The 22600-nt window shown below is 73.7% G+C and carries 26 protein-coding genes; 9 read left to right on the forward strand and 17 right to left on the reverse strand.

Annotated features, from left to right (window positions below):
• Positions 1–48 precede the first annotated feature (48 nt).
• A complete protein-coding gene (locus ACK8OX_RS02125) occupies positions 49–237 on the forward strand; it encodes a (2Fe-2S)-binding protein (RefSeq protein WP_430662267.1) in 189 nt (62 codons plus the stop codon).
• 11 nt (positions 238–248) lie between these two features.
• Positions 249–626 (forward strand): YkvA family protein, encoded by a 378-nt coding sequence (locus ACK8OX_RS02130; protein ID WP_430662268.1) that lies wholly within the window; start codon positions 249–251, stop codon positions 624–626.
• A 19-nt stretch (positions 627–645) separates the two neighbouring features.
• Here the strand turns inward: ACK8OX_RS02130 and ACK8OX_RS02135 are convergent, their stop codons facing one another.
• Positions 646–1407, reverse strand: coding sequence for an SDR family NAD(P)-dependent oxidoreductase (locus ACK8OX_RS02135; RefSeq protein WP_430662269.1), 762 nt, complete (start codon positions 1405–1407; stop codon positions 646–648).
• A gap of 157 nt (positions 1408–1564) precedes the next feature.
• Here ACK8OX_RS02135 and pobA point away from each other — a divergent pair, with 157 nt between their 5' ends.
• Complete coding sequence (gene pobA, locus ACK8OX_RS02140) at positions 1565–2743, forward strand: 4-hydroxybenzoate 3-monooxygenase (RefSeq protein ID WP_430662270.1); 1179 nt, start codon at positions 1565–1567, stop codon at positions 2741–2743.
• 15 nt (positions 2744–2758) lie between these two features.
• Here the strand turns inward: pobA and ACK8OX_RS02145 are convergent, their stop codons facing one another.
• The 5 genes from ACK8OX_RS02145 to ACK8OX_RS02165 form a co-directional block, all read right to left on the reverse strand.
• Positions 2759–3253 (reverse strand): hypothetical protein, encoded by a 495-nt coding sequence (locus tag ACK8OX_RS02145; RefSeq protein ID WP_430662271.1) that lies wholly within the window; start codon positions 3251–3253, stop codon positions 2759–2761.
• 98 nt (positions 3254–3351) lie between these two features.
• Positions 3352–3999: a hypothetical protein gene (locus tag ACK8OX_RS02150; RefSeq protein WP_430662272.1), complete on the reverse strand. Its 648-nt coding sequence runs from the start codon at positions 3997–3999 to the stop codon at positions 3352–3354.
• Positions 3996–4961, reverse strand: a complete 966-nt coding sequence (locus ACK8OX_RS02155; RefSeq protein ID WP_430662273.1) for a Gfo/Idh/MocA family protein — start codon at positions 4959–4961, stop codon at positions 3996–3998. The genes ACK8OX_RS02150 and ACK8OX_RS02155 overlap by 4 nt, the downstream gene beginning before the upstream one ends.
• A gap of 29 nt (positions 4962–4990) precedes the next feature.
• Positions 4991–6184 (reverse strand): MFS transporter, encoded by a 1194-nt coding sequence (locus tag ACK8OX_RS02160; protein ID WP_430662274.1) that lies wholly within the window; start codon positions 6182–6184, stop codon positions 4991–4993.
• 53 nt (positions 6185–6237) lie between these two features.
• Positions 6238–6957 carry a DUF1028 domain-containing protein gene (locus ACK8OX_RS02165; protein WP_430662275.1) on the reverse strand — a complete coding sequence of 240 codons (720 nt, stop codon included), beginning with the start codon at positions 6955–6957 and terminating at the stop codon, positions 6238–6240.
• A gap of 108 nt (positions 6958–7065) precedes the next feature.
• Between ACK8OX_RS02165 and ACK8OX_RS02170 the strand changes: the two genes are divergently transcribed.
• Positions 7066–8061: a Bug family tripartite tricarboxylate transporter substrate binding protein gene (locus ACK8OX_RS02170; RefSeq protein ID WP_430662276.1), complete on the forward strand. Its 996-nt coding sequence runs from the start codon at positions 7066–7068 to the stop codon at positions 8059–8061.
• A gap of 6 nt (positions 8062–8067) precedes the next feature.
• Here ACK8OX_RS02170 and ACK8OX_RS02175 read toward each other — a convergent pair whose 3' ends face one another.
• From ACK8OX_RS02175 to ACK8OX_RS02195, 5 genes are read right to left on the reverse strand one after another with little or no spacing between them, the layout of a single operon-like run.
• A complete protein-coding gene (locus ACK8OX_RS02175) occupies positions 8068–9258 on the reverse strand; it encodes a class I SAM-dependent methyltransferase (RefSeq protein ID WP_430662277.1) in 1191 nt (396 codons plus the stop codon).
• Between the two features lie 48 nt (positions 9259–9306).
• Positions 9307–10026: a haloacid dehalogenase type II gene (locus ACK8OX_RS02180; protein ID WP_430662278.1), complete on the reverse strand. Its 720-nt coding sequence runs from the start codon at positions 10024–10026 to the stop codon at positions 9307–9309.
• Complete coding sequence (locus ACK8OX_RS02185) at positions 10023–10922, reverse strand: isocitrate lyase/PEP mutase family protein (RefSeq protein WP_430662279.1); 900 nt, start codon at positions 10920–10922, stop codon at positions 10023–10025. Before ACK8OX_RS02185 ends, ACK8OX_RS02180 begins: the two co-directional genes overlap by 4 nt.
• 19 nt (positions 10923–10941) lie before the next feature.
• A complete protein-coding gene (locus ACK8OX_RS02190; RefSeq protein WP_430662280.1) occupies positions 10942–11910 on the reverse strand; it encodes a Bug family tripartite tricarboxylate transporter substrate binding protein in 969 nt (322 codons plus the stop codon).
• Positions 11911–11943: 33 nt separating this feature from the next.
• A complete protein-coding gene (locus ACK8OX_RS02195; protein WP_430662281.1) occupies positions 11944–13038 on the reverse strand; it encodes an Ldh family oxidoreductase in 1095 nt (364 codons plus the stop codon).
• A gap of 161 nt (positions 13039–13199) precedes the next feature.
• On the opposite strand from ACK8OX_RS02195, the gene ACK8OX_RS02200 reads away from it, so the two are divergent.
• The 5 genes from ACK8OX_RS02200 to ACK8OX_RS02220 all read left to right on the forward strand — a co-directional run bounded on the left by ACK8OX_RS02200 (position 13200) and on the right by ACK8OX_RS02220 (position 17215).
• Positions 13200–13445, forward strand: a complete 246-nt coding sequence (locus ACK8OX_RS02200; RefSeq protein WP_430662282.1) for a hypothetical protein — start codon at positions 13200–13202, stop codon at positions 13443–13445.
• A gap of 2 nt (positions 13446–13447) precedes the next feature.
• Positions 13448–14200, forward strand: a complete 753-nt coding sequence (locus ACK8OX_RS02205) for an SDR family oxidoreductase (protein ID WP_430662283.1) — start codon at positions 13448–13450, stop codon at positions 14198–14200.
• Positions 14201–14267: 67 nt separating this feature from the next.
• On the forward strand, positions 14268–15218 hold the full coding sequence (locus ACK8OX_RS02210; protein ID WP_430662284.1) for a tripartite tricarboxylate transporter substrate-binding protein: 951 nt from the start codon (positions 14268–14270) through the stop codon (positions 15216–15218).
• A gap of 28 nt (positions 15219–15246) precedes the next feature.
• Positions 15247–15711, forward strand: coding sequence for a tripartite tricarboxylate transporter TctB family protein (locus tag ACK8OX_RS02215; RefSeq protein ID WP_430662285.1), 465 nt, complete (start codon positions 15247–15249; stop codon positions 15709–15711).
• Between the two features lie 4 nt (positions 15712–15715).
• Positions 15716–17215: a tripartite tricarboxylate transporter permease gene (locus tag ACK8OX_RS02220; protein WP_430662286.1), complete on the forward strand. Its 1500-nt coding sequence runs from the start codon at positions 15716–15718 to the stop codon at positions 17213–17215.
• Here the strand turns inward: ACK8OX_RS02220 and ACK8OX_RS02225 are convergent.
• From ACK8OX_RS02225 to ACK8OX_RS02250, 6 genes are read right to left on the reverse strand one after another with little or no spacing between them, the layout of a single operon-like run.
• Positions 17202–17603 carry a RidA family protein gene (locus ACK8OX_RS02225; RefSeq protein ID WP_430662287.1) on the reverse strand — a complete coding sequence of 134 codons (402 nt, stop codon included), beginning with the start codon at positions 17601–17603 and terminating at the stop codon, positions 17202–17204. The genes ACK8OX_RS02220 and ACK8OX_RS02225 overlap by 14 nt on opposite strands.
• On the reverse strand, positions 17600–19237 hold the full coding sequence (locus ACK8OX_RS02230; protein WP_430662288.1) for an AMP-binding protein: 1638 nt from the start codon (positions 19235–19237) through the stop codon (positions 17600–17602). The genes ACK8OX_RS02225 and ACK8OX_RS02230 overlap by 4 nt, the downstream gene beginning before the upstream one ends.
• A 14-nt stretch (positions 19238–19251) precedes the next feature.
• Positions 19252–20418, reverse strand: a complete 1167-nt coding sequence (locus tag ACK8OX_RS02235; RefSeq protein ID WP_430662289.1) for an acyl-CoA dehydrogenase family protein — start codon at positions 20416–20418, stop codon at positions 19252–19254.
• Positions 20418–21245 carry an enoyl-CoA hydratase family protein gene (locus tag ACK8OX_RS02240; RefSeq protein ID WP_430662290.1) on the reverse strand — a complete coding sequence of 276 codons (828 nt, stop codon included), beginning with the start codon at positions 21243–21245 and terminating at the stop codon, positions 20418–20420. The genes ACK8OX_RS02235 and ACK8OX_RS02240 overlap by 1 nt, the downstream gene beginning before the upstream one ends.
• On the reverse strand, positions 21242–21763 hold the full coding sequence (locus tag ACK8OX_RS02245; protein ID WP_430662291.1) for a MarR family winged helix-turn-helix transcriptional regulator: 522 nt from the start codon (positions 21761–21763) through the stop codon (positions 21242–21244). The genes ACK8OX_RS02240 and ACK8OX_RS02245 overlap by 4 nt, the downstream gene beginning before the upstream one ends.
• Positions 21763–22506 (reverse strand): SDR family NAD(P)-dependent oxidoreductase, encoded by a 744-nt coding sequence (locus tag ACK8OX_RS02250; RefSeq protein ID WP_430662292.1) that lies wholly within the window; start codon positions 22504–22506, stop codon positions 21763–21765. The genes ACK8OX_RS02245 and ACK8OX_RS02250 overlap by 1 nt, the downstream gene beginning before the upstream one ends.
• Positions 22507–22600 lie beyond the last annotated feature (94 nt).

The raw sequence follows: 22600 nt of genomic DNA on the forward strand, positions 1-22600 counted from the left end.
GAAGCCGGCCTCGCGCTAGCTTGCCCCGACGGGAAGGGGATGGCGCCGGTGGATTGGGTCTGCCTCTGCAACGGCATCACGGATGACGAGGTGCGGCGCGCCATCTGTTGCGGCGCCCGTCGCCCGAAGGATGTCTACGCGGCCGCCGGCCACCGTGCGCAGTGCGGCAAGTGCACTCGCGACATCCTCGCCCTGATCCGCTCCACGCCCCCGGTCGGGGCCGAGATGCGGGCCTGAGATCCGCGCCCGTGCTGGCGCGGCTGAAGGGCTGGGCGCGGGCGGTGAAGCGGGATGCCATCCTGCTCTGGCTCGCCGCACGGCATCCGGCGGTGCCCTGGGCGGCCAAGCTGCTGGCCGCGGGCATCGCGGCCTATGCCTTCTCTCCCATCGACCTCATCCCCGACGTGATCCCGGTGATCGGCTTCCTGGACGAGGTGATCCTGCTGCCCGGACTGGTGTGGCTGACGCTGCGCCTGATCCCGCCGCCGCTCCGGGCCGAGTTGCGGGCGCAGGCGGAGGGCCTTGCCGCGAGGCCGGTCAGCCGCGCCGGGGCGGTCGCGGTCGTGCTGGCCTGGGTGGCGGCCGCGGCGCTGATCGGCTGGATACTGCTCGGCCGCGCCGTGTAGCGCGGGGGCGGAGGCGCGCTCAGATCTCCCACTGGAAGCCGTCCACCACGATGTGCTGGCCGGTGATGAAGCTCGGCTGTTCGCAGGCCAGGAAGCCCACCACGCGGGCCACGTCGGCCGGCTTGCCGACGCGGCCCAGCGCGATCTTGCGCGCCAGTTCCGCGCCGCGCGACCGGGTCAGGGAATTGCCGATCTCGGTCTCGATCACGCCGGGGCAGACGGCGTTCACCGCGATCTCCGGCCCCAGTTCCTTCGCCAGCGCCCGCGTCATGCCGAGGATGCCGGCCTTGGCGCTGGCATAGGCGAACTTGCTGACGGCGCTGGTCACGCCGCCGGTATGCGCATTGAGCGACGACATGGACACGATGCGCCCGCCGCCGCCATGGACCGCCACCGTGCGGCGCATCAGCGGCACGAAGGCCTGGATGTAGTTGAAGCAGCTTTTCAGGTTGATCGCGATGGTGCGGTCGAACTCCTCCTCCGGGCAGTCGAGGATGCCGCGCGGGTTCGACCTGCCGGCGTTGTTCACCAGCACGTCGCAGCGCCCCCAGCGCGCGTCGATCTCGGCCGCGATGGCGTGGGCGCGCGCATGGTCGGCGACATCGGCCTCGAAGGTCAGCGCCCGCGCGCCCATCCCCTCCAGCTCTGCCGCCGTGCGCGCCATCTCGGGCGCCAGCAGGTCCACCAGCACCAGGTCGCAGCCGCGTTCCGCCAGAGCATGCGCGCAGGCGCGCCCGATGCCGCGCGCCCCGCCCGTCACCACCGCCACCTTGCGCGTCATTCCCGCACGTCCCCCGTTGGATGGCATGCAGCTTCGGCACGCGCGCGCGGCTTGCCAAGCCCATGGGCGGCGCCCCGTTGCCATTGGGGCGCGAATGGGCACATTGGGCAGCGGTATTGCCCCCGCGCCACCGGGGCCGATGAAGGAGCGGCAGTCAATGCGAACCCAGGTCGGCATCATCGGCGCGGGTCCGTCCGGCCTGCTGCTGTCGCACCTGCTGCACCTGGCGGGGATCGACAGCGTCGTCATCGAGAACCGGTCCCGCCGCTACGTCGAGGAACGGGTCCGCGCGGGCCTTCTGGAACAGGGCAGCGTCGACACGCTGGCCGAGGCCGGGGTGGCCGACCGCCTGCGGCGCGAGGGGCTGGCCCATCACGGGATCGAACTGCGCTACGACGGCACCGGCCACCGCATCCCGCTGACCGAGCTGACGGGCCGCACCGTCACCATCTATGGCCAGCAGGAGGTTGTGAAGGACCTGATCGCGGCGCGGCTGGCCGCCGGCACGGTGCGCGGCAACCCGCCGGTGATCTTCGACGCCGCCGACGTCGCGGTGCATGACGTGACCTCCGGCAGCCCGCGCGTCACCTTCACCCGGGACGGCGTGGCGCAGTCGCTCGACTGCGACTTCATCGGCGGGTGCGACGGCTTCCACGGTATCTGCCGCCCCGCCATCCCGGACCTGGCGGTCTTCGAACGGGTCTATCCCTTCGCCTGGCTCGGCATCCTGTCGCGTTCCCGCCCGGTGTCGGAGGAGCTGATCTATGCCCGCCACCGCGACGGCTTCGCGCTGGCCACCATGCGCTCGAACAGCATCAGTCGGCTCTACCTGCAATGCGCGCCGGACGAGGATCCGGCGCTCTGGCCTGATGCCCGCATCTGGGACGAGCTGCACCGTCGGCTCGGCTGCGGGAGCGAGCTGGAGGAGGGTGAGATCTTCCAGAAGGGCGTGACGCCGATGCGCAGCTTCGTCTGCGAGACGATGCGCCACGGCCGCCTGTTCCTGGCCGGTGACGCGGCGCATATCGTGCCGCCGACCGGCGCAAAGGGCATGAACCTGGCGATCGCCGACATCCGCGTCCTCGCCCGCGGGCTGGAACGCTTCTACCGCCGGCAGGACACCGGGCTGCTGGACCGCTACGCCGAGATCTGCCTGCGCCGGATCTGGAAGGGGCAGCGCTTCAGCTGGTGGATGACGTCCATGCTGCACCGCTTCGACGGCGCCGACCCCTTCGAGCATCGCGTGCAGGTCGCCGAGCTCGACTATGTCTGCACCTCGACCGCGGCGATGACGACGCTGGCCGAGAACTACGTGGGCCTGCCCTTCGAGGTGTAGGCCACGGGGCGCCGGTCAGCGGATGTCCACGTCCGTCAGCGCGCAGGTGTCCATCCGCCGCCGTTCCTGCGCCTGCCCGTCCATGAAGACCACGCGCAGGTCGTTCACGCACTGGCCCGCCGGCAGGCGGATGTAGATCGCATGGCCGGGCCCCAGCACCCCCGCGCCCAGCCGGTCCGCGCCCCATGCGCCGTCGGTCGCGGCGGAGACATAAACCTCCCGGATGGTGCGGCCGGCCGTGTTGTTCAGGCGGAAGCTCGGGTCCGCGGCGGCCATGCCCGCGCCCGCCGCCACGCGCGGGGCGGCGCCGGGCGGCTGCTGCGCGCGTTCGCGCTGCCAGCGAAGCTGGTCGGCATGGCGACGCAGCATGTGTTCGTTGATCGTGCCGGTCAGCGAGCCCTGCGGGTTGTTCCAGGTGGTCCCGCCCGGGCCGTTCGGCAGCCAGTATTGCTGCGCGGAGGCCGGCGCGGCGGCGACGAAGGCGAGCAGGGCAAGGGCGGCGTGGCGCATGGCGGGATCCTCCTGCGCGCTTCCTGCCAGCACGGCATGTCGCGGTCATGTCGCCGCGTGTTTCGCGGCTGATGCATACGCGCGCGGATCGTCCGCGCTCAGCCGCAGCCGTGGAAGCCGCCGCCCTCGATCGGGGCCGGCATCAGGATGCCGAGGGGGCGGAAGCCGTCGCCGCGCGGCTCGATCACCAGCGCCGCGCCTTCCGGGAAGGCGCGGCCGCCCACGGCCTCGCCGGCGACCATGATGGCGGGCGTGCGGTGGCCGACCAGGACGCGGTTGGTCCCCGGCGCCACCGGCGCCGAGAACAGGCGCCGGTGCTCCGCCAGCACCCAGCCCAGCCGGGGGCCGGAGAAGTCGTCCGCCAGGAGGCTGTCCGTCACCTCGACCGCAGTTGCGCCGAAGGCGTGCTCGGCGGTGTCGCGCGCGCGGAAGACCGGCCCGGCCAGTACCGGCCGCCCCACGGGGATGCCGAGCTCGGCCAGGCGCCGCCCGATCAGGCGCGACTGCGCGATCCCGTCCGCGGAGATGTTGCGCTGGCCCGCGCGGTCGCCGACGCGGAAGCTGCGGTCGCAGGGCTCGCCGCGCGTGTCGGCGTGGCGGAAGAACAGCACCAGCCCGCCGTCCCGCAGCCGCGCCACCAGCGCCGCGCCCGCCGCCGAATCCGCCGGCACGGGCAGCAGCCTGCCGTCCGCGCCCGCGGGCGCGGGGAGGAGCGGCAGCAGCAGGGCCGCGCGGCGCCGGATCATCCGCCGAGGATGGCTTCCACCACCTCCTGCACCTCCAGCGCCTCGCGCAGGGTGGCGAGGTCCTGCGGCGCGCCGCGCGTCAGCGCCGCGAGCTTGTCGAGCTGCCCCTGCAGCACCAGGGGGCGCATGCGTTCGTTGGGCAGCGCGTCGGGCGCCGGGTGCCAGCCGACATCGACCGCCAGCCTCTCCGCCACCGACCAGTCGCGCAGCCGGATCTCGCCCCGCTCGCAGGACAGGTGCCACAGGTTCGTCTCGTCGCGGTCGGTCGTGCCGACGCTGCCGGTCACCGCCACCGGGACGCCGCCGGCCGTCAGCCGCGCGCGGATCGCGACCTCCGCGCCATCGCCCGCGGGGAAGGTCGCGTCGCGTTCCTCCAGCACCAGCGGGCCGAGCTGCCGGCGGGTCAGGAACAGGAAGTGGGACAGCACCTCCCGCGTGAAGCCGCCTTCCGCGCGCTTCGCCAGCCAGGATGCCGCGCCCATCTGCCATTGCCGCGGCCAGGTGCCGAAGCGCGCCTCGATCGTCAGCGACCGCGGGGCGCCGATCTCCCCCCGCCACGCCGCCAACTGCCTGACGGCCGGCGAGGACGCCATCGGGAAGTTCACCGCGGCGCGCCGGCCCGCGGCCTCGGCCGCCGCGACGAAGCGGCGCGATGCCGCCAGGTCCTCGGCCAGCGGCTTCTCCAGGAACACCGCGCGGCCCTCGGCGAAGGCGGCCTCGGCATGGGCGATGTGGGAGGAGGGGGGCGAGGCGACGTAGAGCGCGTCGCACCGCGCGATCACCTCCGCCGCGCTGCCCAGCATCGGCAGGCCGGGCGCGACCTCCGCCAGCCTCGCGGCGGCGGCGGGCGAGGGGTCCCAAACCGCGACGGGGCGGATCACCGCCGGGTCATGCGCCAGCGCCGCCCGCAGCAGGCGTTCTCCCATGATGCCGAAGCCGACGAGGCCGAGGGTGACGGACATGGATGGTTCCCGGTGGTGAGGCGCGCTTCCTACCCCCTTCGCCACAGCCCGACAAAGGCCGAGACGCCGGCGAGCAGGGCGCAGGCGACCAGGAAGGGCAGCGTCCAGCTTCCGGTCGCCGTCACCGCGAAGGCAAAGGCGGTCGGAGCCGAGAGGTAGCCGAGGAAGCAGAGCAGGATCGCGCCCGACGACGCCTCCGCCACGCGGTCCGGCGGCGACACGCGCGCGACCTCGGCCAGGAAGATGCCGTTCCAGGATGCGGCGGTGAAGCCGCAGAGCGCGGCGAGCAGCAGGGTGACCGGCCAGGCGGCGCCGGGGCCGGCCATCACCCACAGCGCGGCCAGCCCTGCCGCGACCAGCCCGTGCAGCGCCAGGCTGCGCGTCGCGTCGCCCAGCCGGTCGGCGCCCCAGCCCAGGACCAGCCGCCCGACGACGCCGGCCACCTGCATCGCGGCGAAGGCCGTGCCGGCCGCCGTCAGCGTGTAGCCATGCGCCTCCACCAGCCAGGTGACGGTGAAGGAGAACAGGCTGCCCTGCAGCGCGGCGAAGGCGAAGGCCTGCAGCGTCAGCGGCGGCAGCACCGGGTGCATCCGCAGCGCGGTCAGCGGCACGGCGAGCCGCTTCAGCCGGAACGCCTCGCGCAGGGGGAAGGCGTCGTTCCTCTCGGCATCCAGCGCGCCGCGCAGCGGCTGCAGCAGCAGCGTGGCGAGCAGAGCGACCAGCACGCCCGAAAGCAGCGCCGCCTGCCAGCCGAAGGTGGCGGCGACCGGCGCCGCGACCAGCCCGGCCAGCGCGCCCCCCGCCGGGGCGCCGGCCTGCTTGACCGAGAAGATCAGCACGCGATGGCGCGGCGGGGCGGTGGCCTGGAGGATGCGGCTGCCCGCCGGCCCGGTCGGGCCGTAGCCGATCCCCATCAGCAGCGCCGCCAGCGGCAGCAGCCCCACCACCCCCGCCGCCGCCAGCAGCAGCGACGCCGCCCCCACCAGCCCGCCGATCTGCAGCATCCGCGCCGGGCCGAAGCGCGCGACCAGCGGCGTCCCGAAGACCAGGAACAGGATGGCGCCGAGGGTGTTGAGCGAGGAGAAGTTGCCGATGCTCTGCGGCGCGATGCCGAGCGCGGCCGTCATGCTCGGCGCCACCACCGGCACGGCCTGTCCGACGAAGGAACCGACGGTCTGCATCAGCAGCGTCGCGGAGAGGGCGGCGATCCAGGACTGGCGCATGGGGATGGGCGCAGGGTGCGGCGGCCTGCCCCTCGGGGCAAGGGGCCCCCGGGCTAGCGCCGGAAGCGGAGGTCCAGCCCGGCCTTCGCCCAGCGTGCCTCGATCGCGTCCATGTCGGTCGTGCCGGACGGACGCGCCCGGCTGGGCTGTTCGCCGAGGAAGGGGGCGCGCTGGCGCTGCCAGAGCCCGAACAGCCGGCGCAGCTCCGCCAGCGGCTGCGGGTGGTCGTCGACGCGGAGCGACAGGTCCGGGAAGTCCTCCGTCGTGACCATGACCAGCGCGGCGGATTGCCGCCCGCGACGGTCGCCGCCCGCCGCTTCCCCGGCATCGAGCGCGGCCAGCATCCGCTCGGGCAGCGGCAGTCCGGAATGGGCGACATAGGCGGCATAGGTGTCCGCCAGCACGGCGGGGCCGGACAGCATGTTGCCCGCGAAGGACGCGGCGTTGGTCGGGATGTCGCCACACCACTCCACGCAGTTGCGCCCGGTGAAGGCGGCGGCACGGCCGTGGCGGTCCACCGCATGGACCTGCCGCATCCCCCGCCCCTCGTCGCCCGCCAGCGCGCCTTCGATCGCGGCGGCGGGCGACAGGCCGCGCGCCATGCCGTCCAGCACCGCGGGGCCGAGGTAGCGGTTGGTCATCGACTGGGTGGAGACCGCGCCGACCCCCGCGCGCACGAAGGGGCAGGACGCGCCGACGGCGAAGGCGCAGGTGGTGACCGCGACGGCGAAGGCGCCGGTCGCCGGATCATGCGCGACGATCGACCAGGTCATGCGGGTCCCCGATTCCTTCGGCTGCGCGCATTACATGGCCATGATCCGTTGCGCACAAGACGAAGCGCCGCCATTTTCGACCGAAGGCCGACAGGGAAGGAAACATACATGCGGACCAGGATGCATCGCCGCGCCGCGCTCGCGCGACTCGCGGCGCTGGCGGCGCCGGCTCTCCTGCCGGTTGCGGCGCGCGCGCAGTCCACCTGGCCCGACCGGCCGATCCGCCTGGTGGTGCCCTTCGGGCCGGGCGGCGCGATCGACACCCTGTCGCGCACCATGGCCGCGAAGTTCTCCGAGGTGACGGGCGGGCAGAACCTGGTGGTGGAGAACCGCCCCGGCGCGGGCGGCGCCATCGCGGGCCTGTCCGTCGCGCGCGAAAGGCCGGACGGGCTGACGCTGATGATGGCCGACATCGGCGCGAACGCGATCGGGAAGGAACTGAACCCGTCCCTCGCCTATGACCCGCCCACCGCCTTCACGCCGATCATCCACCTGGTGAACCTGCCCGCGGTGCTGATGGCGCATCCCTCCGTCGCGGCGCGCGACATGGCCGACATCATCGCGCAGGCGCGGGCGCGGCCCGACGGCTTCACCTATTCCTCGGCCGGCAACGGCAATGGCAGCCACCTGTTCATGGCGCTGTTCCTGAAGGAAGCCGGCATCCGCATGGTCCATGTCCCCTATCGAAGCGGGGCGGAGATGGTGACGGCGCTGGTGCGCGGCGACGCGCAGTTCGGCTTCCCCACCGTCTCCTCGGGCCTCCAGCAGATCCGCGCGGGCAACGCGAAGGCCTATGGCATCGGGACCAGCGGCGGCACGCCGCTGCTGCCGGGCGTGCCAGCCGTGTCCAGCGTGCTGCCGGGATTCGAGGTCGCGGTCTGGCACGGCATCGTCGGCCCGGCGGGGATGGAGCCGGCGCTGGTGCGCCGCATCAACGAGGTGTTCGGCCGCATCGCCGCCATGCCGGACGTGCAGCAGCGCATCTTCGACGGCCAGGCCGGCACCGTGGTGGGCGGCACGCCGGAGGACTTCGCCGTCCACATCGCGCGAGAGGTCGCGCGCTGGACGCCGATCATCCGCGAAGGCGGCATCCGCACCGAATAGGCACGGCTACCCCTTCCGCGCCACCAGGCTGAAGGCCATCGCGTAGTCGGGCCCGGCGCGGCGGCCGAGCAGCCGCGCCGCCTCGACGAATTCCGGGTCCTCCTCCAGCGGGCCCATCGCGCCGCCGATGCCTGGCAGCGCCCAGCCCGGCGACAGCAGCAGCCCGTCGCTGCGGATGACGTGCAACCCCACCGCGCGCAGCATCCCCGTGAGTTCCTGCACGGAGAAGCCGCGCTTCGGCATCGGCAGCGCAAGCCGGCGCAGCGCGCGCAGCGGCAGGCTTTCGCGGTTGGTGGCGGTGACCATCAGCCGCCCGCCGCGCGCCAGCACGCGCGCCGCCTCGGCCAGCGCCAGGGCGGGCTCGGCGAAGGCTTCCAGGCTGTCCAGGATGACCGCCGCGTCGAAGCTCGCATCCGCGAAGCCGAGCTGCGCGGCGTCCATCCGGGCGAAGGCGAAATGCGGCAGCATCGCGTGGCGCGTGCGGGCGCGCGCCAGCGCGGCGTCGTCGATGTCGATGCCCGTCACCTGCGCTGCCGCGCCGAACAGCGTGCCGAGCCGCCCGCCGCCGCAGCCGATGTCGAGCAGGGCCTCGCCCGTCGCGGGGCCCAGGCTGTCGGCCACCAGCCGGTCCAGCTCCTCCTGGAAGGCGCGTTCGCGCATCACGCCGGGCAGGCCGCCGGGGGACAGCCAGGGGCGCGGCGCGGCATCGCGCGGGTCGTGGCGGGGGCGCGGCAGGGGGCGGGGCGGCAGCGCCGGCGGCGCATCGCCCGGCTCGTCGCCCGGCAGGCGCACCGTCGTCACCCGGCCTGGCGGCGCGGGCAGGGGGGCGGGCGGCGCGGGCGGCAGGGCGGCGAGGTTGGCGTGGAAGGCCCGCACATGGTCGGCCTCCGCCAGGCTCGGCAGGTCGGCGGGCGGGGTGGGCGCCCAGACGACGAAGACCTCGTTGGCGAAGACCGGCGTGGCGCCACCGGGCAGGGCCGCCAGGAAGTCCCGCGGGATCTCCGCCAGCTCCCCCTTGTGGGTGGCGATCCATTCGAAGTCGGCCGGCGCGGCCTCCGCCGCCTGCCGGAAACGCTGCGCGCGGGGGATCACCCAGCGGAAGGGGTCGGGCGCCAGCAGCCGGTCGGCGGGGCCGAGCCGGCCGCGCAGGAACTCGGCGGTCGCCGCCCAGGCCGTGTCGTCGTGCGGGAAGGACATGGCGCCAATCTCGCGGCCGGGCCGTGCCAGATCAAGCCGCGCCCTGCCTCAGTCGCAGCCCAGCCGGTCCGCGAGGTCGCCGAAATCCCGCGCCACCACGTCCCAGTCCTGCTCGGGCGCGAGGTCCTTCGCCTGTCCGGGCCCATATTCCGCCGGGCGCGCCACGAAGCCGGTGCCGAATCCGCAGCGCCGCGCCGCCGCCAGGTCGTCGTTGTGCGCGGCCACCAGCATGCAGTCCGCGGGCGCCAGGCCGAGGATCTCCGCCGTCCGCAGATAGGCCTCGGGCCGCGGCTTGTAGGCCTGCGCGACTTCCGCGCCCAGGATCGCGTCCCAGGGCAGGCCGGCGCGCTTCGCCATGTCCAGCAGCAGCGCGACATTGCCGTTCGACAGCGGCGCGATGACGAAGCGCGCCTTCAGCCGCAGCAGCCCCGCCACCGCATCCGGCCAGGGGTCCAGCCGGTGCCAGGCATGGTTCAGCGCATCAAGCTCCGCCGCCGGCACGCCGGCGGGGTCGAGCCCGTGGTCGCGCAGCACCGCATCGAGGTTCTCCCGGTGGAGCGTGTCGAGCCGCGTGAAGGGCCGCGCGCCGCTCCGCACCGCCTCCATCGCCGGCTGGTAGCGCCGGCGCCAGGCATCGGCGAAGGCGTGCGGGTCCAGGCGCAGCCCGTGCCGGGCGAGGAAGGGCGCGGCCTCCCGCGCGATGCCGCTCCGCCAGTCGACGACGGTGCCGAAGACGTCGAACAGCAGCGCGCGGGGCGGGGCGGTCACTCCGCGGCCTTGCGCGGCGGCAGGTTGCCGGCGATCTCGGCCCATTTGCGGTCGAACTCCCACACGTCCGGGAAGCCCATCAGCTCGCACATCCGGCCGAAGCCGTAGGACGCCTCGGGTGGGAGGTTGTTGGAATGGCCGTCGCGCTTCAACTGGCCATAGGCGCGTTCCAGCGCGGCAGCGACGGCCAGGAAGCCGACAGCGGGATAGATCGCGATGCGGTAGCCCATGGCGTGCAGCCGTTCCGCGGGCAGGATCGGCGTGCGCCCGCCCTCGACCATGTTCGCGAACAGGGGCTTCGCGATCCGGCGGCCGATCTCGGCCATCTCCGCCTCGGTCTCCGGGCTTTCCACGAAGATCACGTCGGCGCCGGCCTCGGCGTAGATCCTGCCGCGGCGGATCGCCTCCTCGAGGCCGAGCGAGGTGCGCGCATCCGTGCGCGCGATGACCAGGAAATCGGGGCTGCGCCGGGTTTCCACCGCGACGCGGATCTTCAGCGCCATCTCCTCGGCGGGTATGACGCGGCGGCCGGGCGTGTGGCCGCACTTCTTCGGCATCTCCTGATCCTCGAGCTGGATCGCGGTGACGCCCGCGGCCTCGTAGCCCGCGACCGTGTGGCGCACGTTCAGCAGCCCGCCATAGCCGGTGTCGGCGTCCGCGATCAGCGGCGTCGCGACCCCGCGCGCGATGGTGCCCATGCGGGACACCATGTCGGTGTAGGTGGCGATGCCGGCATCCGCCACGCCGAGATGCGACGCCACCGTGCCGAAGCCGGTGGCGTAGAGCGCCTTGAACCCCATGCCGTCCGCGAGGCGGGCGGAGATCATGTCGAACACGCCGGGGGCGAGGATGAATTCGCCCGCCTCCAGCGCCTGCCTCAGCCGCGGATCGGCCATGCTCGTCGTCTCCCGATGCCTATTCGAATTTCCGCACGGCGCCCGCCGCCGCGGCCTGCGCCCAGCGGGCGTCGTCGGCCGCGAGGAAGGCGGCGAAGGGTTCCGGCCCGCGCAGGTCCGGCTCCAGGCCGAGCGTGCGGAAACGCTCCTGCAGGGCGGGCTCGGCATAGGCGCCGGCGACGGCGGCGTGGATGCGTTCGGCCAGCGCGCGCGGCATCCGCGGCGGCGCCAGCATCGCCACCCAGGAGGAGACGTCGTATCCGGGCACGCCCGCTTCCGCGACCGTCGGCACATCCGGCATCAGCGGCGTGCGCGTCGCCGGCGACACGGCGAGGGTGCGCACCCGCCCCGTCGCGAGATGCGGCATGGCGGAGGCGGTGGAGGTCCAGCCCAACGGCAGGTGGCCCGCCACGATGTCGTTCATCACCAGGCCGCCGCCGCGATACATCACTTCCTCGATCTGGATGCCGGCGCGGCGGTTCAGTTCCTGTCCCGCGAAGGAGGTCAGCGCCTCGGTCGCGCCGTAGGTCAGGCGGCCGGGATTGGCGCGGGCCTGGGCCAGCATCTCGGGGAAGGTGGCGAAGGGCTGCACCGTGCCGGAGACGAGCACCAGCGTCTGCCGCGTCATCAGCGAGACCGGCGTGAAATCCGTGACCGGGTGGTACGGCACGGTCGCCATCGCGTAGCGGTTCAGCGTGTGGGTGCTGGTGACCACCAGCAGCAGGTGCCCGTCCGGCTCGGCCCGCGCCACCTGCTCGGACCCGACGACGCCGTTGGCGCCGGGGCGGTTCTCCACGACGATGGGCTGCGGCAGGTGGGGGCGCAGCGTCTCTGCCACCGCGCGGGCCAGGATGTCCGTCCCGCCGCCGGGGGGATAGGGCACCACGATCCGGATCGGGCGGGACGGCCATTCGGCGCGGCCCTGGGCGAGGGCGGGCAGCGGCAGCAGCGTGGCCGCGGCCAGCATGCGGCGGCGGGTGACAGGCATCTGGCGTTTCCCCCTGGCGTCTTGTCCGGACATCTACGCCGAAGCGGGCGCCAGAAGGAAGGGCGCGCCGGCGCGGCCGGCGATGTCGCGGATGTCCTGCACCAGCTTCGGCGGCACCGGGATGCCGTCGGCCAGCCGCGCCTCGCGCTCCGCCACCTCCGGCTCGCCCGGCACCAGCACGGGAAGGGCGGGGTCGGCCGGCGGGGTGGCGTGCAGCACCTCGATCGCCGCGTCCAGGTCGTGCTCGAACTCGCCTGCCGGCCGGAAGGCGGCGGGGTCGAGCGCCAGCATGAAGTGGCCGATATTATCCGGGTCGGACGGCCCCTGCGTCCGCACCCGGATCGGCGAGAAGGACCCGCCCGAGAGCGTTGCCCCCAGGACATGCGCCATCAGCGCCAGACCATAGCCCTTGTGGCTCGCCATCTCCGCGATGCCGCCGAGGGGGGAGAGGCCGCCTTCCGGCGACTCGAACACCTGTGCGACGGCGGCGGCGCCTTCCGTCACCGGCCGCCCGGCGCCGTCCAGCACCCAGCCCGGTGGGATGGGCTTGCCGCGCAGCGCATGGGCGCGAACCTTGTTCGCCGCCGCGGTGGTGGTGGCCATGTCGAGCGAGACGGGCGGGTGGCGCCCGGCCGGGGCGGCGAAGGCGATCGGGTTGGTGCCGAGCACCGGCATGGCGCCGCGCGTCGGCACCATCGCCATGGTCCGCGTGCCGGAGGTGACGAGGCCGACGCAGCCTTCCGCCGTCGCCAGCTTCGCGTACCAGCCTGCCGCGCCGAAATGGTGGCTGTTGCGCACCGCCACGGCGCCCACGCCGTTCAGCTTCGCCTTGGCGATGGCGAGCCGCATCGCGAAGGCGGCGGCGGGGTGGCCGAGCCCGGCGCCGCCATCCACCAGCGCCACCGCCCCCGTCTCCCTCACCACATGCGGGCGGGCGTCGAGCCTGACCTGCCCGTCCCGGCGCATCTTCTCGTAGCTCGGCAGCATGCCGATGCCGTGGCTGTCGACGCCGGCGAGGTCGGTCTCGACCATCACCTCCGCCGTCTCCGTCGCCAGGTCCCCCGGCATGCCCCAGGCATGGAGGATTGCGATGATCTGCGCCCGCACGCTGTCCGCCGCCGCCCGCATCGCCGCACCCCATCCCCGTGATCCGCCGGCAGGGGTGGCGCGGGCGGGCCGCCGCGTCAATCGCCGCGTGGCGCCGGCGGGGCGGGCGGGTCGTTGCCGGGACCGCTGTGCGGCCGGCGAAGTCGCGCTAGGCTGCGCCGCGCGACCAGGGAGACCGGGGCATGACCGGCGATTCGCCTCCTCACGCGGCACGGCCGGACCATCCGCCTGCCGCCCACCGGATCCCGGAAGCCTGGGACCGCAAGCCCGACCCCTTCGCCCGGACGCAGGGCCACACGCCCGAACCCACCACCGCACTGCCCGGGGAAGGGCAGGCGGGGGACCGCTGGGCGGCGGTGAAATCGGGCCTGCTGTTCGTGCTGGGTGCGGCGCTGCTGGCCTGGATGCTGATCAGCCTGCTGCTCTGACGATGTCCGCGCGACCCGTCCTGATGGTCACCGGCGCCGGGCGGGGGATCGGCGCGGCGGTGGCGCGGCTGGCCGCGGCGCGCGGCCATGACCTGCTTCTGACCTGGCACAGCGACGCGGCCGCCGCCGGGGCGACGGCGGCGGCATGCCGCACCGCCGGCGCGGCGGTGGAACTGGTGCGGGCCGATGCGGGCGACCCGGCGGACACCGCGCGCGCCTTCGCCGCGCTCGATTCGCGCTTCGGCCGGCTCGACGCGCTGGTGCCGAATGCCGGCATCACCGGCCCGTCGGGGGACTTCCTGTCCTCCACCGATGCGCTCTGGGCGGAGGTGTTCCGGGTGAACCTGCTCGGCGTCGCCACCGCCTGCCGGGAGGCGGCGCGCCGCATGGCGCGGTCCCGCGGGGGGCAGGGGGGCGGGATCTGCGCCATCTCCTCACGCGCGGCGGCCTTCGGGGCGCCCTTCAAATTCATCCACTACGCCGCGAGCAAGGCGGCGGTGGATGCGATGGTGGCCGGGCTGTCGAAGGAACTGGCCGCGGAGGGGATCCGCGTCAACGCGGTGGCGCCGGGGATGGTGGACACGGCCATCCACGCCGCGACGGGAGACCCCGCGCGGGTCGGGCGCATCGTGCCGCAGGTGCCGATGCGGCGGATGGGCACGCCGGAGGAGATCGCGGAAGCCGTGCTCTGGCTGCTGTCGGATGCGGCGTCCTACGTCACCGGCGCCGTGGTCCCGGTGGGCGGCGGTCGCTGAGGGACCCGCTTGCCGCCGCACCCGGTTGGCCGCCACTCTGTCCCCAACGGATGAGGGAGCGGGACAGATGATCGCGCGGCGCGGGGTGCTGGCGGCGGGCGCGGTGCTGGCGGCGGGCGGCGCGCGCGCGCAGCCGGCGCGGCCGGTGCGGCTGCTGGTCCCCTTCATCCCGGGCAGCGCGCCGGATGTCATCGCGCGGCAGCTTGCGGAACGCATCTCGCCCCTGCTCGGCCAGCCGGTGGTGGTGGAGAACCGGGGCGGCGCCGGCGGCAATATCGGGTTCGAGGCCGCGGCCCGCAGCCCGAATGACGGCAGCACCCTGCTGCTCGGCACCAATTCGCTGGTCATCAACCCGGCGCTGACCCGCCGGCCGCTGGGCTTCGATGCGTTCCGCGACTTCGTGCCGGTGAACCTGGCCTTCGCCATGCCGCATCTGCTGATCGTCCCACCCGGTGGCCCGGACAGCACGGCGGCGCTGATCGCCGACCTTCGCGCGCGGCCCGACCAGAACTACGCGAGCGGCGGAAACGGGTCCGGCGCGCATCTGGCGGCGGAGCTGTTCAAGGCGCGCGCGGGCGTGCAGGCGACGCATGTGCCCTTCCGCGGGGCGCCCGACATCGTGAACAACGTGATGAGCGGGCAGGTGCAGCTGGGCTTCCCGACGCTGTCCACCGCGACGGAGCTGGTGCGCGCGGGGCGGCTGAAGGCCCTGGCCGTCACCTCCGCCGCGCGCAACCATGCCCTGCCCGACGTGCCGCCGCTGGCGGATGCGGTGCCGGGCTTCGACCTCACCTCCTGGTTCGCGGTGATGGCGCCGGCGGGCACGCCGCCCGCGGTGGTCTCCCGCGTGGACGCGGCCGTGCGGGAGGCGCTGGCCGATGCCGCCTGGCGTGCGCGCGTGACCGCCGATGGCAGCACCGCCGTCGGCCTGGGGCCGGACCTCTTCGCCCCCTTCCTGCGGGAGGAGGCGGTGAAGTGGGGCGAGGCGGTGCGGATCAGCGGCGCGACGGTGGACTGAGCGGCGCGGGCAGGGAAGGATCGGCGGGATGAGGCTGTCGGACCGGGTCTCGGGGGGCTTGCTGGTCGCGCTCGGCGCCGCCGCCGCCGTCGCGGGTTCGCGCCTGCCGGGCGTGCCGGGGCAGGATGTGGGCCCCGCCGTCTTCCCCATGGTGGTGGGCGGCGGGCTGGTGCTGTGCGGGGCGATGATCGCCTTCGGCATCGGCCATGCCTTCGAGGCGCCGGAGGAGGAGGACGGCCCGCCGCGCGGGCGCTGGTTCGGGCTGCGCGCGCTGCTGCCGCCGGCGCTGCTGCTGTTCTACGTGCTGGCGGCGGACGGCCTTGGGTTCCTGCCGACCGCGGCGGCGATCATCGCGGCCTCCGCGGTGGCGCTGGGCGCGGGCTGGCGGCTGGTGCTGCCGCTTGCGGTGATCGGGCCGCTGGCGGTCCATGCGGTCTTCGCGAAGCTGCTGCGCGTGCCGCTGCCCGATGGCCTGCTGGCGGCGCCGTGGTGACGCGATGACGGACCTCCTCGAAGGCTTCCGCCTGGTCGCGCAGACCGACGTGGTCGTCGCGATCCTGCTCTCATCGGTCTACGGGCTGGTGGTGGGGTCGCTGCCCGGCCTGTCGGCCACCATGGCGACCGCGCTGCTGGTGCCCTTCACCTTCTACCTCTCGCCCATCGCGGCGGTGGCCACCATCATCTCGGCCAGCGCCATGGCGATCTTCTCGGGCGACATCCCGGGGGCGCTGCTGCGCATCCCCGGCACCCCCGCCTCCGCCGCCTATACCGACGAGGCCTATGCGATGACGCGCAAGGGCCAGGCGGAGACGGCGCTGGGCGCCGGGCTGTGGTTCAGCGCGATCGGCGGCATCGTGGGGACGCTTTCACTGGTGCTGATGGCGCCGCTGCTGGCGGAGATGGCGCTCAACTTCTCCTCCTTCGAGTATTTCTGGCTCGCCCTGCTCGGGCTGATGTGCGCGACGCTGGTCGCGCGGTCATCCCCGGTGAAGGCCATCGCGTCCATGCTGATCGGGCTGCTGGTGGCCTGCGTGGGAATGGAGAACCCGGCCGGCACGCCGCGCTTCACCTTCGGCATCACCGACCTGCTGGGCGGGATCGAGCCCATCCCGGCCCTGGTCGGCGTCTTCGCGGTCAGCGAGGTGATGCGCGCCATGCTGTCGCCCCCGCCACCGCCCATCCCGGCGCGGCGCTTCGGGTCCATCCTGGCCGGGCAATGGGCGCTGACGAAGAAGTACCAGTGGCCGATGTGGCGGGGCAACATCGTCGGCATCATCATCGGCGTGCTGCCCGGCGCGGGGGCCGACATGGCGGCCTGGGTCAGCTACGCCATGTCCAAGCGCTTCTCCAAGGAACCCGAGAAGTTCGGCACCGGCCACCCGGAGGGCCTGGTGGAGGCCGGGGCATCGAACAACGCCTCCCTCGCCTCGGGCTGGGTGCCGTCGCTGCTGTTCGGCATCCCGGGGGACACCATCACCGCGATCGCGATCGGCGTGCTCTACATGAAGGGGCTGAACCCCGGCCCGACGCTGTTCACCGAACGGGCGAGCAGCATGTACGCGCTCTACATCATCTTCATCGTCGCCAACATCATCATGATCCCGCTCGGCATCCTGATGATCCGGGGGGCGAGCCACATCCTGCGCGCGCCGCGCGCGGCGGTGATGCCGGTGATCCTGCTGCTCTGCGGCGTCGGCGCCTTCGCGACGGGGGCGAACCTGTTCGCCGTGGTGCTGGTGGCGGCCTTCGGCTGCATCGGCTTCGTGATGGAGCGGAACGGCTATCCGGTGGCGGCGATGGTGCTCGGCGTCGTCATGGGCTCGATGCTGGAACAGACCTTCGTCACCTCGCTCATCAAGAGCGACAGCAGCCTGCTGCCTTTCTTCGAGAGGCCGGTCGCCTCGGTTCTCGCCGCGCTCACCATCGGCGCGCTGTGCTGGCCGCTGCTGGCCTGGGCGATCGGGCGCATCCCGGGCCGCCCGGCTACTCCGGGATGATCGCCGTCGCCTCGATCTCGACCAGCGCCGCCGGCTCGACGAGGGAGACGACCTGCACCAGCGCCATGGCCGGGAAGTGCCGGCCCATGACCGCGCGATAGGCAGGGCCGAGCTGCGCGAGGCTGGCGCGGTAGGCCGCCATGTCGGTGACATACCAGGTCAGCCGGCCGACATGCTCCGGCCCGCCGCCGGCCTCCCTCACCACGTCGAGGATGTTCCGCAGCGCCTGCGCGGCCTGCGCGACCAGGCCCTCGGCGAAGCGGCCCTCGGCGTCCCAGCCGATCTGGCCGCCGACCAGCACGATGCGGCCGCGCCCCACCATGCCGTTCGCATAGCCGCGCGGCGGCGGCCAGCCCGGCGGCAGCAGCGCCGTCAGTGGCGCCGTCATGCCGGCGGCTCCCCCGCCGCCTGCCGGCGCAGCGCGAAACGCTGCAGCTTGCCCGTCTCGGTTCGCGGCAGGGCGGGCACGAAGACGATGCTGCGCGGATACTTGTAGGGCGCGATCTCCCGCTTCACATGGTCCTGCAACGCCCTGGCCAGCGCATCGTCGGGGACGACACCGTCCCGGGGGACGACATAGGCGCGCACAACCATGCCGCGTTCGGCATCCGGCGCGCCGACCACGCCGCATTCCCGCACCGCGGGATGGGTCAGCAGCGCCGCCTCCACCTCCGGCCCGGCGATGTTGTAGCCGGCCGAGACGATCATGTCGTCGTTCCGGGCCTGGTACCAGAAGTAACCGTCGGCATCCTGGACGAAGGTGTCCCCGGTGATGTTCCAGCCCCGCTGCACGTAGCTGGCCTGCCGCGCATCCGCTAGGTAGCGGCAGCCGGTCGGGCCCTGCACCGCAAGCCGCCCCGGCGTGCCGCGCGGAACTTCCCGCCCCTCCGCATCCACCACCCGCGCGCGGTAGCCGGGCACGGGCAGGCCGGTGGCGCCGGGGCGGATCTGGTCCTCCCGCGCGGCGATGAAGATGTGCAGCATCTCGGTCGCGCCAATGCCGTCCATCAGCTTCAGGCCGGTCGCGGCCTCCCACGCCTCGAAGACCGGCTTCGGCAGGGCCTCCCCGGCGCTGACGCATTTCCGCAGGCTCGACAGGTCGTGCCGCGCCGCGAGCCCGGCCATGGCGCGGTAGGCGGTCGGGGCGGTGAAGCAGACCGTGGCGCGGTGGCGCGCGATGGCGGCGGCGAGTTCCTCGGGCGGGGCCTTCTCCAGCAGGACCGCGGTGGCGCCAGCGCGGAAGGGGAACAGCACCAGCCCGCCCAGGCCGAAGGTGAAAGCGAGAGGAGGGGAGCCGATGAAGATGTCGGATGGCTCCGGCCGCAGCACCTGCGCGGAATAGCCGTCGCAGACCGCCAGCATGTCGCGGTGGACATGCATCGTCCCCTTGGGCTCCCCGGTGCTGCCGCTGGTGAAGCCGATGAGGCAGACATCGTCGGCCGCCGTGTCGCAGGCGGCGAAATGCGGGGATGCTTCCGCGCACATCGCTTCCAGCGTGCCGTCGCCCCAGGTGACCAGGTGCCGCAGGTCCGGCGCATCGGCGCGGCGCAGGTCCTCCACCAGCCGCGCGTCGCAGAGCGCGTGGGAGATGCGCGCCTTCCGCAGCACCTGGCCGAGTTCGCCCGCGCGCAGCAGCGGCATGGTCGCCACCACCACGCCGCCCGCCTTCAGCACGGCGAGGCAGGCGGCGGCCATCCAGGCATTGTTGGCGCTGCGCAGCAGGACCCGGTTGCCGGGGACCAGGCCGAGCCGGTCCACCAGCACACCCGCGATGCGGTTCACCCGCGCGACGAGCTGCCGGTAGGTCAGCACCTCGGCCGGCGTCACCAGGGCGGGATGGTCGCCTCGGCCACGGTCCAGATTGGCGTCCAGCAGTTCGACCGCGCAGTTCAGCCGGGCAGGATAGCGGAATTCCGGCCGGTCGAGCAGGAAGTCCGGCCACTGGTCGCGCGGGGGAAGGTTGTCGCGGCAGAAGCCGTCGACATGCGCGCTGCCGGTTGCCGCGCCTCCGGTGCCGTCCATCCCAGCCTCCCGCCTCATCCCGCGCCCGCTGCCAGGCGGTCCCGTTCCGCGCGGGCGATGACCACGCGCTGGATCTCGGACGCGCCTTCGTAGACGCGCAGCGCGCGGACCTCCCGGTAGAGTTCCTCGGCCTTGTGGCCGCGCGTCACGCCGAGGCCGCCATGGATCTGCACGTTGCGGTCGGCGCAACGCTGCGCGGCCTCGGTCGCGTGCAGCTTGGCCATGCTGGCTTCCCGTGTGACGCGCGGCGCGCCTGCATCCTTCAGCCAGGCGGCGCGGTAGACCAGCAGGGCGGATGCCTCGACATCCACCGCGCTGTCGGCGATCGCGGCCTGGCTCATCTGCTGGTCGAACAGCGTGGCGCCGAACAGGCGGCGCCGCGCCGCATGCGCCACCGTCATGTCGAAGGCACGGCGCGCGAAGCCGAGCGCCGCGGCCCCCACGGTCGCGCGGAAGACGTCGAGCGTGCCCATGGCGACCTTGAAGCCCTCACCCGGCATGCCGATCATCGCCCCGGCCGGGATGCGCGCCGCGTCGAAGGCGAGGGTTGCGAGCGGATGCGGGGCGGTGACGTCGATCCGCGCCTCGATGGCGAGGCCCGGCGTGTCGGCGGGGACGAGGAAGGCGGAGAGACCCTTCGCGCCCGGCGCCTCGCCCGTGCGGGCGAAGACGACATAGCTCGCCGCGATCCCGCCATTGCTGATCCAGGTCTTGCGGCCGGTGAGCCTGTAATGGCCATTGCCGTCGCGCTCCGCCACGGTGGCGAGTGCGGCGACATCGCTGCCCGCCTCCGGCTCGCTCAGCGCGAAGGCCGCGAGCGCGGTGCCGGCGCGGGCAGCGGGCAGCAGGCGCGCGCGCTGTTCGGGCGTGCCGAACAGCGTGACGGGGCCGGTGCCGAGGCCCTGCATCGCGAAGGCGAAATCCGCCAGCCCCGAATGGCGCGCCAGGATGTCCCGCGCCAGGCAGAGGCCCCGCACGTCGAGCCGCCCGTCCTCCGGGCAGGGCACGCGCAGCAGCCCGGCTTCCCCCATGGCGCGCGCCAGGCGCCGCGTGCTGCCATCCACGTCGCCCTCGTCCGACAGGGCCTCGGCATGGGTCGCGGCCCAGGCCTCGACCTCCGCCGCCCAGGCGCGGTGGCGGGCCTCGAGGAAGGGCCAGTCGAGGAAGGATGCGTCGGCCATCAGTCGCCCCGGAAGACCGGCCGCTGCTTCGCGGCGAAGGCGTCGTAGGCGCGGCGGAAGTCGTTGGTGGTCATGCAGAGCGCCTGGGCCACCGCCTCCGCCTCGATCGCCTGCTCCACGCTCATCGCCCATTCCATCTGCAGCATCCGCTTCGTCATGGCGTGCCCGAAGGACGGTCCTTCCGCGATCTCCCGCGCCATCGCGGCGGCGGCGGGTTGCAGCGCGTCAGGCTCGTGCAGGCGGTTGAAGAAGCCCCAGGCCAGCCCTTCCTCCCCGCCGAGCGACCGGCCAAGATACAGCAGCTCGCTCGCCCGCCCCTGGCCGATGATGCGGGGGAGGATGGCGCAGGCGCCCATGTCGCAGCCCGCCAGCCCGACGCGATTGAACAGGAAGGCGACCTTCGCACGCGGGGTGCCGAGCCGGATGTCTGACGCCATCGCGATGATGGCGCCCGCGCCCGCCGCCACGCCATCCACCGCGGCGACGATCGGCTGCGGGCAGGCGCGCATGGCCTTCACCAGCTCCCCGGTCATAGAGGTGAACCGCATCAGCCCCTTCGTGTCGCGTTCCAGCAGCGGGCCGATGATCTCGTGCACGTCGCCGCCCGAGCAGAAGTTCCCGCCCTCGCCGGTGACGACGAAGGCCCGCACCGCGTCGTCATGCGCGGCCGCGCGCAGGATGGCCGCCATCTCGGCGTAGCTGTCGAAGGTCAGCGGGTTCTTCCGCTCCGGCCGGTCGAGTGTGAGGGTCGCGACCGCGCCCTCCACCGAAAGCCGGAGATGCTGCGCGCGATAGGCCGAGAGCGGGCCGGCGATGGCGGTGATCATGCGGCGGTGTCCTGGGGCAGGAGGGCGGCGCGGACGGACAGCTTGGCGCGGCCGAGCAGGCGGAACAGCGCGGCGCGCTCGGCCCCGTCCAGCCCGCCGAGCAGCTCCGCGACCCAGGCCTCGTGCGCGGCGGACTGGCGGGCGAATTCGCGCCGGCCCCTGGCCGTCAGCCGGAGGAGCTGGGCGCGGCGGTCGCCCGGGCGGGCGCGGCGCTCCACCAGGCCTTCCGCTTCGAGCCGCGCGGCAAGGCCGGTGACGTTGCCGTTGCTCACCATCATCCGCCGCGACACCTCGCCCAGCGTCATGCCTGCGCCGGCGCGGTCCAGCGCCGCTATCAGGTCGAATCGGGGCAGGGTGGTGTCGAAGTCGCGCCGCAGCCGGGCGCGGATCTCGCCTTCCAGCAGCGTCGCTAGGGTCAGAAGCCGCAGCCACAGCCGCAACTCGTCCTTGTGGCCCGGCGGCGCGTGGGCCAGCGCCGTCTCGGCATCCACGGCGAGGGGATGCGCGTCGTCCGGCATCACGTCTCCCCCCCGTCCACGGCGATGGCCTGGCCGTTGATGGCGGAGGCGGTGGGATCGCAGAGCATCGCGACCGCCTGCGCCACCTCGGCCGGCTGCACCAGCCGGCCCTGTGGGTTGTGGCGGGCGAGTTCGGCGCGGGCCTCGGCCTCCGTCCGGCCGGTCCGGGCGGTGATGGTGGCGACGCTGCCGGCCACCAGGTCGGTGTCGGTGAAGCCGGGGCAGACGGCGTTGACTGTGACGCCCTTCGCCGCGACCTCCTGCGCCAGCGCGCGCACCAGCCCGACCAGCGCGTGCTTCGCCGCGACATAGGCCGTGACATAGGGATAGCCCCTGAGCCCGGCGGTGGAGGCGACATGCACCACCCGGCCGAAGCGCGCATCCAGCATTCCCGGCAGCAAGGCCTGCGTCGCTGCGACGGCGCCCATCACGTTGACGCGCCACATCCGTTCGAAAAGGGCGGGGTCGGACTTCAGGAAGGGCGCGCTGTCCGCGGCGCCCGCGGCATTCACCAGGATGGCGAAGCGGGGCAGGGCGGGCAGGGCGGTGACATCGGCGGCGATGTGGTCCGCCGCGTCGCCGCGCGCCACCACCTCCCGCAGCTTCGCCTCGCGCCGGCCGAGGATGGTCACGCGCGCGCCGGAGGCGGTGAGCGCCGCGGCGCAGGCGGCGCCGATGCCGCTGCCGCCGCCGGTGACCAGCGCGCTGCATCCCCGGAGTGGCTGGGGGAGTGGTTGGGCCACCCGTCGATCCTCCACGATGCTTGAAGCCTAAAGCATTGTCCGGCGGGCACGCAACCGCGCAATCCGGTTGCCGCGGCAATCCTTCAAGCCTAAA

It is taken from the genome of Falsiroseomonas sp. CW058 (assembly GCF_050563535.1).
Taxonomy (GTDB): domain Bacteria; phylum Pseudomonadota; class Alphaproteobacteria; order Acetobacterales; family Acetobacteraceae; genus Falsiroseomonas.

What these genes read in the sequence shown, in the direction of transcription:
- ACK8OX_RS02200 (WP_430662282.1), top strand. Translation starts at nt 13,200, where the DNA reads ATGACCGGCGATTCGCCTCCTCACGCGGCACGGCCGGACCATCCGCCT.
- ACK8OX_RS02205 (WP_430662283.1), top strand. Translation starts at nt 13,448, where the DNA reads ATGTCCGCGCGACCCGTCCTGATGGTCACCGGCGCCGGGCGGGGGATC.
- ACK8OX_RS02155 (WP_430662273.1), bottom strand. Translation starts at nt 4,961, where the DNA reads ATGTCCGTCACCCTCGGCCTCGTCGGCTTCGGCATCATGGGAGAACGC.
- ACK8OX_RS02195 (WP_430662281.1), bottom strand. Translation starts at nt 13,038, where the DNA reads ATGCGGGCGGCGGCGGACAGCGTGCGGGCGCAGATCATCGCAATCCTC.
- ACK8OX_RS02225 (WP_430662287.1), bottom strand. Translation starts at nt 17,603, where the DNA reads ATGACGGCGCCACTGACGGCGCTGCTGCCGCCGGGCTGGCCGCCGCCG.
- ACK8OX_RS02220 (WP_430662286.1), top strand. Translation starts at nt 15,716, where the DNA reads ATGACGGACCTCCTCGAAGGCTTCCGCCTGGTCGCGCAGACCGACGTG.
- ACK8OX_RS02175 (WP_430662277.1), bottom strand. Translation starts at nt 9,258, where the DNA reads ATGTCCTTCCCGCACGACGACACGGCCTGGGCGGCGACCGCCGAGTTC.
- ACK8OX_RS02210 (WP_430662284.1), top strand. Translation starts at nt 14,268, where the DNA reads ATGATCGCGCGGCGCGGGGTGCTGGCGGCGGGCGCGGTGCTGGCGGCG.
- ACK8OX_RS02185 (WP_430662279.1), bottom strand. Translation starts at nt 10,922, where the DNA reads ATGGCCGATCCGCGGCTGAGGCAGGCGCTGGAGGCGGGCGAATTCATC.
- ACK8OX_RS02245 (WP_430662291.1), bottom strand. Translation starts at nt 21,763, where the DNA reads ATGCCGGACGACGCGCATCCCCTCGCCGTGGATGCCGAGACGGCGCTG.
- ACK8OX_RS02170 (WP_430662276.1), top strand. Translation starts at nt 7,066, where the DNA reads ATGCGGACCAGGATGCATCGCCGCGCCGCGCTCGCGCGACTCGCGGCG.
- ACK8OX_RS02230 (WP_430662288.1), bottom strand. Translation starts at nt 19,237, where the DNA reads ATGGACGGCACCGGAGGCGCGGCAACCGGCAGCGCGCATGTCGACGGC.
- ACK8OX_RS02145 (WP_430662271.1), bottom strand. Translation starts at nt 3,253, where the DNA reads ATGCGCCACGCCGCCCTTGCCCTGCTCGCCTTCGTCGCCGCCGCGCCG.
- ACK8OX_RS02150 (WP_430662272.1), bottom strand. Translation starts at nt 3,999, where the DNA reads ATGATCCGGCGCCGCGCGGCCCTGCTGCTGCCGCTCCTCCCCGCGCCC.
- ACK8OX_RS02190 (WP_430662280.1), bottom strand. Translation starts at nt 11,910, where the DNA reads ATGCCTGTCACCCGCCGCCGCATGCTGGCCGCGGCCACGCTGCTGCCG.
- ACK8OX_RS02165 (WP_430662275.1), bottom strand. Translation starts at nt 6,957, where the DNA reads ATGACCTGGTCGATCGTCGCGCATGATCCGGCGACCGGCGCCTTCGCC.
- ACK8OX_RS02135 (WP_430662269.1), bottom strand. Translation starts at nt 1,407, where the DNA reads ATGACGCGCAAGGTGGCGGTGGTGACGGGCGGGGCGCGCGGCATCGGG.
- ACK8OX_RS02235 (WP_430662289.1), bottom strand. Translation starts at nt 20,418, where the DNA reads ATGGCCGACGCATCCTTCCTCGACTGGCCCTTCCTCGAGGCCCGCCAC.
- ACK8OX_RS02240 (WP_430662290.1), bottom strand. Translation starts at nt 21,245, where the DNA reads ATGATCACCGCCATCGCCGGCCCGCTCTCGGCCTATCGCGCGCAGCAT.
- ACK8OX_RS02215 (WP_430662285.1), top strand. Translation starts at nt 15,247, where the DNA reads ATGAGGCTGTCGGACCGGGTCTCGGGGGGCTTGCTGGTCGCGCTCGGC.
- pobA (WP_430662270.1), top strand. Translation starts at nt 1,565, where the DNA reads ATGCGAACCCAGGTCGGCATCATCGGCGCGGGTCCGTCCGGCCTGCTG.
- ACK8OX_RS02160 (WP_430662274.1), bottom strand. Translation starts at nt 6,184, where the DNA reads ATGCGCCAGTCCTGGATCGCCGCCCTCTCCGCGACGCTGCTGATGCAG.